The organism is uncultured Brachyspira sp., assembly GCF_944390595.1.
In the GTDB taxonomy this organism is placed as follows: Bacteria; Spirochaetota; Brachyspiria; order Brachyspirales; family Brachyspiraceae; genus Brachyspira.
In genome coordinates this window covers 1-7,966 of the sequence record NZ_CALXRN010000075.1, presented here as the reverse complement: position 1 = coordinate 7,966, position 7,966 = coordinate 1, and the positions used below count along the sequence as shown (strand labels likewise).

Sequence of the window (7,966 nt, the reverse complement as noted above, 5' to 3'; positions counted from 1 at the left end):
AAATTAAAAATTCTTATAAATTAAATAAAGAATAAAGGGCGGGATATGTTATTAAAAATTTTAATAACTTAATTATTAACAGGATATAAGATATGAAAAAATTGTTTTTTATAACGGTGTCATTTTTATTATTTTTTGCAAATGTTTTATTTTCACAATTTGATGCTAGTATATACGCTCCGTTATCTTTTACAGCAACATTTCCTATTTTGGATACAAAAAATGTTAATGTGAATGATATTAAAGGAAAAAGCAGTTTTTCTGCAGGAGTTATAGGAAATTTTGGACATAAATTTTCTATAAAAGATGGAAAATATTCAATAAGTCTTCTAACAGAGTTTGGATATTACAGACAAACTTTTTCAGCATCATATTATTATTCTTCTATGGATTTTAAAGATACTTTGGCATTTGATACATTATTAGTAGGTATTATGCCTAAATTAAATATAGATTTGAAAGATTGGCTAACTTCAATAAGTCCGGATTATAACATAAAAACTATATTAAGCATAGGTATTGGTTTTGGAATGAAAATACCTTTTGGAGGAACTGCAGAAAGTTATATTGATAATACAGGAGCAGATAAAAAACTTTCTTTTGATGATATAAATAAAAATTTTACTTATCCTATTATACCATATATAAAATTGCAGATTGATGATTATTTTTATTTTAATGAATATGTGGCATTTTTATTTGGTGTTAATATTACTTATGATTTTGGTATATTTTATGATATTAATTATCTTGACAGTCAATTAGGAACTCCATTATTCAGCAGTTTTATAAATAAATATGGTTTCAGCAGTTTAGAAATCTCTTTTAATTTGGGATTAAAATTTGGAAATTAATTTTAACAAAATAAATAATAAAATGTTTTAATGTTAAATTAATAACAAATATGGAGTAATCTTTATGTTAAAAAAATTATTGCTTATTTCTATTTTTTCTATTTGCAGTTCTTTTTTATATTCACAAACAGTTAAAACTACTTTAGAAGCTGTATCAGAAGCTTATAGTAATGACATTAATTCATCTTTCATGTATGCAAAATTTTCTATGGCTTCTAAAAATAAGGCTTTGATTAATTTATTCCAAGTCATTTCTGATTCAAAATCTTGTCATGCTAATATTTTGTATGATGTATCTATTCAAGAAAAGATAACAGATACTATTTTAAAAACTCAAGTAATTGATCCTAAAGTTGGAACAGATATTGAAAATCTAAAAGTGGCAATATCAATGACTTCTTATGAATATACTAAAATGTATCCTGAGTTATTAAAAATAGTAAATAAAGATAATAAAAAAGAAATGTCAAATGAATTAAATAGAATAATTCAAGTAGAAAAATCAAATAATGCTTTATTTACTAAGGCTATGAATGATTTAGAAAATAATAGAGCAATAATAGATAAATATTATTTATGTGAAAATTGCGGTTATGTAGAGACTAATTCTTCACCTGATAAATGTCCTATATGCGGACGTGATAAAAATACATTTAAAGAATATAAGTAATTAATAAAAATAAAAGGCTGAAAGTTTTGTACTATCAGCCTTTTTTATATAGAATTATTTTTATTTGCTTATAGTTCTCATATCTATTACGTATCTGAATTTAACTTTTCCGTCAATAACATTTTTATATGCATCAGATATTGCTTGTGCATCTGCTTTTATTATTTCTACGTTAGGATATATATTATTTTCTACTGAATAATTAATCATTTCCTGAGTTTCTTTTATTCCGCCTATTAATGAACCGAATAATTTTTTGCTTCCATGCTGTCCAATCATAGCAGTAAGTGTAGGCATTTTTGAACTTCTAGGAAGCCCCAATAAACACATAGTTCCGCCTCTTTTAAGCATACGCATATACATATTAACATCATAATATGCAGGTATAGTGCTTATAATATAATTAAGGCTGTTGTCAGTATTTTTTAATTCATCCGGATTATTTACATTAATATATTTTACTGCTCCCATATTTGCAGCATCCTGTCTTTTATCTTCTGTTATATCAAAAACAGTAACTTCTGCCCCTAATTTAACAGCATATTTTACAGCCATAGATCCAAGTCCTCCGAAACCAGCTATACCTATTCTGTCTCCTTTTTTTACATTCATTGCTTTTATTGGAGAATATGTTGTAATACCTGCACATAGAAGAGGAGCTACTTTATCCAATTGAGCATTATTAGGTATAAGAATTGCAAAATCTTCTGATACAACTATATTATCAGAGTATCCTCCTTGAGTAATTTCATTGCCGTGAAATCTATCTCTTGAGCCGTAAGTATAAACAGCTCTGTTCCAACAATACTGTTCTTGATTATCTAAACAGCTTTCACATCTTCCGCATGAATTAACCATACATCCAACACCTGCAAAATCTCCTACCTTAAACTTTGTAACTTCATCTCCTACCTTTACTACTCTTCCGGCTATTTCATGTCCTACTACAAGAGGAGTATTACTTGACTTGCCTTCTACAACATGTATATCGCTATGGCATATTCCGGCATAATATATTTCTATTAAAACATCTTTTTTTCCTACCGGATGTCTTGTAAATTCATGATATTGAAACTTCATATCTGATGAAACGGCAGCAAAACCTCTTGATTTAACTCTTCCGTCTTCATTAATATAAGATTCTGCCGATTTTTGTGTTTGTGCATTCAAATAGTTATTGAATGAAAGAGTATATAATATTACAGCAATAGTTGTTAGTATGGCTTTCTTCATTTATTACCTCCATTTATAAATATATTGTTAAATTATATTATATTATCTAACTAAATTCTATATGTTAATTTCAATATATTTAGTTTTTTTAATATGGATTATTAAAGTATATCAAAATAGTTAGTTATTTTTATATACTTTACTATAGTATTTTTATTTTGTTATTATATAATAAATTAGATAAAAACAATTTTGGGGGTTTTTGAAAAATGGAAAACGAAAAAGTCAATAAAAAAATTAAGTCATTTTCTATATTATCAGTTTCTATATTTACTATTATAATTGTTATACCTCTTACTATTCTTATTTATAATCTCAAATTAGAAAATGTTTCTTTCCTTCCGAATACTTTTTCTAAATATGCTGTATCTTTTTTAATAGCATTTATAATAACTCAGCTAATAACAGCAATTCTTCATAAACTTATATTACTTATTTTGGCTTTAATTGGTATACTTATTGTAAGGAAAATAGCAGAAGATGAGAAAAATAAATGAATTTAATTTTTTTATTATTAAAGTATAATATTTGTTTTATATAAAAAGAAATATTACTTGACACTAGTATTTTATTTAACTTATTATATAATAGTAAATCAAATAAAAACAATTTTGGAGGTTTTTGAATTATGGCAAATCCAGTTTTATCAGATAAGGCATTTAATTATGCATCAAGTTATGAAAATGAAAACACAATGACTGTTAATGGAGCAATTAACAAATCAATAATACTTACATTAGTATTGATACTTTCAGCTATGGTAAGTGTATTCTTTGTTTTGGCTGCTAATCCAGGACTTCTTTATCCTGCTGCTTTAGTATCATCTATAGGTGCTTTTGTTTTAGCTTTGATAATGACTTTCAAAAAAGAATTGGCTAAAGTATTTTCTATACTTTATGCTATACTTGAAGGAGTTGGTATAGGTGCTGTTTCTTATGTTTTTAATGCTGCTTATGAAGGTATAGTTGTTCAGGCTGTATTTCTTACTTTTTTAGATTTATTTATAATGTTGGTATTATACAGATTTAGAATAATAAGAGTAACTGAAAAATTTAGAAGTGTAATAACTGTATCCACATTATGTATAGGTCTTGTATATTTAGCTAATTTTATAATGTCATTCTTTGGTGCTAGAATTCCTTTCTTATATGGTTCAAGTCCTTTAAGCATTGGAATAAGTATTGTAATAGTTCTTATTGCTTCATTTAATTTACTTTTGGATTTTGACTTTATGGAGAAAGGTGAGCAGTATAATATGCCTAAATACTTTGAATGGTATGCTGCTTTCGGACTTCTTGTTACTTTGGTATGGCTTTATTTGGATATATTAAAGCTTTTATCTAAAATAAGAAGCAGAGATTAAAAATCATATAATTAAAGAAATTAAAAGCATGTATATTATTTATGCATGCTTTTTTATTTGCATTATAATTTTAAAATTATTTTTTATTTCTAATTATTAAGTAATAATTAGAGACTTTAATTTTTAAATTAAAAATAGTATAATTCATTTATATTAATGTAATTGGAAATATTATGGAATTAGATGTTAATGAAAAAGAATATTATTATGATGTACTTGATGCCATGAGATTTGGCTTTATAGATAGTGATATGAAAGAACATCTCAAAGAATCAAAAATTGATAATAAAATATCTGATGAAAGAGCAAGAGAGTTAGAAAAACTTGCAAGAGATGAACAAATATCTTCTATGGAAGAATTGAAAAATGATTCTGAAAGGAGATATTATAAAGAATATATAAAAATGATGGATGACGGAATAATATCCGAGAGTGAAAGAATTAATTTAAATAATAAAAAAAATAGATTATCTATAAGCGACAGCAGAGCAAATGAAATAGAAGAGCTATATTATAATAAAATAAAACCTCAAAATACTGAAATCGTTATAAATGAAAAAAATACTATTACTGATAATAAAAAATCTAAGGAAGTTAAAGAAGCTGAAATAGATGAAAAAGATAAAAAAATTGGAATATTAAAAAGATGGAAATATTTAAATAAAACTAAATTTATTAATTTTCATATATTTAATATACTTATTATATTAGCATTTGAAATATACTTTTTTATAAGATTAAAAGGCACATTAAATAATCCTAAGCCGGCACCTACAACTTTTTTTGAAAAGTTTGCTGATATGGTAAAGTATGGTGTTTCAACTATTTATACTACAATAATTCCAGATTCCATACAAACTGGATTACAAATGATAGATGATGTCATTTTTAATATAATATTAGTAGTTCTCCTTGTAGTTTTTTTAATTGTACTTTTTATTTTATACACTTATTCTGCTAGAGTACTTTCTGTTATGATAGCAAAAACATACAAACAGGTTGACTTTTTTTATAGAACTATAGCTGTATTAATACCTGTATCTATATCTATAGTTATGGTTCTTTTTACAGAATGGGACCATATTACTGATAGGAGATCTATAACAGCATTCAAAAAAGAAAATACTGATTTGATAAATAAAGAAGATTATTTAAGAGTATTTGACAGAAATAACAATATAGAAAATAACTTGGCACTTATATACAAAAGTAGATATCAAACTACAAAAACGGCAGAGTTTGACAGATTGATTAGCAGTATGACCAATTCATTTGAAAAAAGAAATAAATTAGAAATGAATAATACTAATTTCTCTTACATAATAGGAAATTTAGTTCCTGTTTATAATCAATCTATAAAAAATATTCCGCAGTATGCACAAAGCTATAATCAAATCATCGGAAATTCTGTATCTAATTCATTTAGAAATCGTATAAATTATTTAATAGATAAAACAAATTATATAGGTGCTTATATCACTATTTCAAGCATACCAAATATTAATATAATAAGCGAGAAAGAATATTTAAATAATTTTAGACAGGAAGAATATCAAAAACTTTTAGAGAATATAATAAATAATTTTGAAATTATGATAAATGAAGAAATGAATATTAATAATTATAATTTGATGTATAAAGAATTTATTTTTGTATTTGATAAAATTTTAGGGATAAATCAATATTTTTGGTATAAAGTAAAAAATACAGATGTTAAAGAAGGCATTGAAAATTTAGGTACTGCACTTGGAGAAGTAGTTAATTCAATATGGCAAGCAGGTAAAAATTTTATTGGTGCTGCTAAAGGAGAGGAAAGGAATCTTTATGAAGATAAAGATATATTTGTATTCGACACAAAAGATATTTATTTTGATGAAGTTGGCAAAAAATTTATGATTCAAAGAATGCAGGAATTAAGAAAAAGACTTGATACAAAGAGGGATAAATATTTACTTGATTTGGATCACAACTTGATAAATGCCTCAATGACTATAGAAGAAATGGAAAAAGAAATTCCTACAATAGTTCATTATTCTGAAGAAAAAAAAGATGATGTTAAAACTTATTATGAATATTGGAATCATAAGAGGGAGCAACGAGGCAAAGAGTTAGATCAGCTTAAATTTGAACTTCCATACAGAGAAAAATTAAATGCTTTGAAATCAGAATTTGATTCTTCACTTGAAAAAGATATTGATTACGCTAATTATATCTATATAGTGCATAATTTAAGAAGCGAAATAAATTATTATTATACAAATTTAAGTGATACTCAATATCGTAGGAATTTATGGAAAGATATAATACTCAATGATTATGAGCTAACTAAAAAAAGACATGAATATTTAGAAAAATTTTATAAGCAGCTTGAAAATGCTATTGAAAATAGGAGTATAGAAAGAAAAGAAGCTTTAGAGTTAGCTAATGAAATAGTTCATTATTCTAGTGATAAAATAGATAAGGATGGTTTAATTGGTCTCTTGCCGTCTTTTTTAGGAGGAGATACAACATATTACAAATATTGGAATGATGTAAGAAATGACTTAATGAGAAGTATAGACAGGAAATTTGATTAGGTAATTTTATTTTATGTGGTTTATATAATTAAATACTATAGAAATAAAACTCTATAATTAATTTTAAAAAGCATGCATATTGATTTATGATGCTTTTTTATTTGCATTATAAATTTTATTTGGGGCGGGTGGGCTGGCTAAATAGATTAATAAAAAAGATTAAATGCTTTTTATAAAGTAATGTAAACCTTAGTTATTTAATTAAGTCTAAAATCCCATATCATAAATATTAATAAAGTATATATAAATCTTTTTGAAACTTCTTTATTTTCATTATTTTTAAATTCAATATTTATTTTAACTTTATCTTTATAATCAGCTTCACAATCAATTTGAGCTTTTATTGTAAAAGTATCTCCATCATCAAGTTTTAAAGTATATTCTTTAATTGTTCTATATTCTGTATATAAAGGAAACATACCATATCTCATTCCAAATGCTTTGAAAGTACCGTAAGCAATTTCTATATTTTGAAGTTTATCTATTTCATTTTCTAAATTATTTTTATCAATATTTATTATGCTTAATTGATTTATAGTCTGAGACAGTTCATAATCTTGTAATTGCTGTCTCCATTTTGTAATTGTTTCTTCTTCCATATCAATTGGACTTGCTAAACTAATAAAAGCATCATTATTAATTTTTACTTCTTCATCATTACTATTTGTATAGCTTCCATCGCATGAATATCTGAATGTAGTTATAAAATTATTACTATTGTCGTATAAACTCCATATAAGAGATAAGTCAAATTTATTCATTATTGGGTTATCAATAAATATCTCTTTGAAAAAATCATAATCGTATTTATCTCCTGCAATGAGTAATTGATTTAATATATACGAGAATTTTTTTATAATATTAGAAACTTGTTCCCTTATATGTTTTATATTTTGTTTTTTGTTTTCATCTAAATTTCTTGGAATAGATTTTAATATTTTACTTTCTTTTATATCAAATATAGTTACAGAATAATCATTGTTTAGTATTAATTTATAATTTTCATCAAGAATCTTTTCGCTGTTTTTGTCAAAGCCAATATTTGAATTATATTTCAATTCTAAATTGTAAAAAGGAATTTTTTTATCTTTTGCAATTTCTATCAAAACATCTAAAGCATTGTTTTTTGTTGCCATTTTTTTAGCATTATTATATATATTAAATAATATTTTAATTGTGTATTCATTTTCTTTATTTAAAGATAGTATTTTAAAAAATAATTTTGATTCGCCGTCTTTTTTGTATATTTCTTCTAATGCTTCATAGCCAC

General features: G+C 24.6%; 7 protein-coding genes. 5 read left to right on the top strand and 2 right to left on the bottom strand.

The genetic code is table 11. The features are described 5' to 3' along the window. The first annotated feature begins 92 nt into the window (after window positions 1–92). Window positions 93–854 (top strand): hypothetical protein, encoded by a 762-nt coding sequence (locus Q0J90_RS04030; protein WP_297276688.1) that lies wholly within the window; start codon window positions 93–95, stop codon window positions 852–854. A gap of 64 nt (window positions 855–918) precedes the next feature. Then, window positions 919–1,524 (top strand): rubrerythrin family protein, encoded by a 606-nt coding sequence (locus tag Q0J90_RS04025; protein ID WP_297276687.1) that lies wholly within the window; start codon window positions 919–921, stop codon window positions 1,522–1,524. A 60-nt stretch (window positions 1,525–1,584) separates the two neighbouring features. Here the strand turns inward: Q0J90_RS04025 and Q0J90_RS04020 are convergent, their stop codons facing one another. Next, window positions 1,585–2,757 (bottom strand): NAD(P)-dependent alcohol dehydrogenase, encoded by a 1,173-nt coding sequence (locus Q0J90_RS04020; RefSeq protein WP_297276686.1) that lies wholly within the window; start codon window positions 2,755–2,757, stop codon window positions 1,585–1,587. Between the two features lie 209 nt (window positions 2,758–2,966). Between Q0J90_RS04020 and Q0J90_RS04015 the strand changes: the two genes are divergently transcribed. From Q0J90_RS04015 to Q0J90_RS04005, 3 genes are all read left to right on the top strand, one after another. Next, complete coding sequence (locus Q0J90_RS04015) at window positions 2,967–3,254, top strand: hypothetical protein (RefSeq protein WP_297276685.1); 288 nt, start codon at window positions 2,967–2,969, stop codon at window positions 3,252–3,254. 131 nt (window positions 3,255–3,385) lie between these two features. Further along, entirely contained in the window at window positions 3,386–4,120 is a 735-nt protein-coding gene (locus Q0J90_RS04010) for a Bax inhibitor-1/YccA family protein (protein WP_297276684.1), read from the top strand. A 173-nt stretch (window positions 4,121–4,293) separates the two neighbouring features. After that, window positions 4,294–6,696 carry a hypothetical protein gene (locus tag Q0J90_RS04005; protein ID WP_297276683.1) on the top strand — a complete coding sequence of 801 codons (2,403 nt, stop codon included), beginning with the start codon at window positions 4,294–4,296 and terminating at the stop codon, window positions 6,694–6,696. Between the two features lie 197 nt (window positions 6,697–6,893). Here Q0J90_RS04005 and Q0J90_RS04000 read toward each other — a convergent pair. Further along, a partial coding sequence (locus Q0J90_RS04000; RefSeq protein WP_297276682.1) for a DUF4132 domain-containing protein occupies window positions 6,894–7,966 on the bottom strand: 1,073 nt, incomplete at its 5' end.